At 46.7% G+C, this 576-nt stretch carries 1 protein-coding gene; it reads left to right on the plus strand.

The genetic code is table 11. The features are described 5' to 3' along the window. The coding region (locus R7P74_RS28125) for a chorismate-binding protein (protein ID WP_318123959.1) at positions 1-576 on the plus strand (576 nt) is incomplete at both ends.

Here is a 576-nt window from a genome sequence, read left to right on the forward strand (position 1 = left end):
TTGCTTTTGATCATATCCGTCAGGAAATCAAGATTATTTCTCTTATTTTTCGCGATGAAATCGGACAAGATGAGGCCGCTCTTCGCCATGCACTACAGGAAGCTCATGCCAAAAATCGTGAGACCCGAAAAATCCTTGAGCTTCGCCAGATTCAACTTGTCAGAAACGCAAAAATGCCGGTCAGTGAGAACCGGGTTGTTTCCAACTGGGAGCGAGATGATTTTCTCGCAGCGGTAAACAAAATAAAAGAAGCCATATTTTCAGGTGATGCGTATCAAGTGGTGCTATCTCAATGTTTTACAAAACGCACCGCGGCTTCGCCGGTATCCATTTATCGTGCAATTCGCTCGCTCAACCCTTCGCCCTATATGTTTTTGATTACAAATAAAAATTCAGCCGTTGTGGGAGCCTCTCCGGAGATGCTGGTACGTTTACGCAACGGCAAGCTTTGTTATCGTCCAATTGCAGGGACACGGCCGCGGAGCTCGGATCAAATTACCGATGAACGTCTCGCAGAGGAAATGCTGTCCGACGAAAAAGAAGTTTCCGAACATCTCATGCTCGTAGATCTCGGCC

The sequence above is a fragment of the Vibrio sp. 2033 genome (assembly GCF_033339735.1).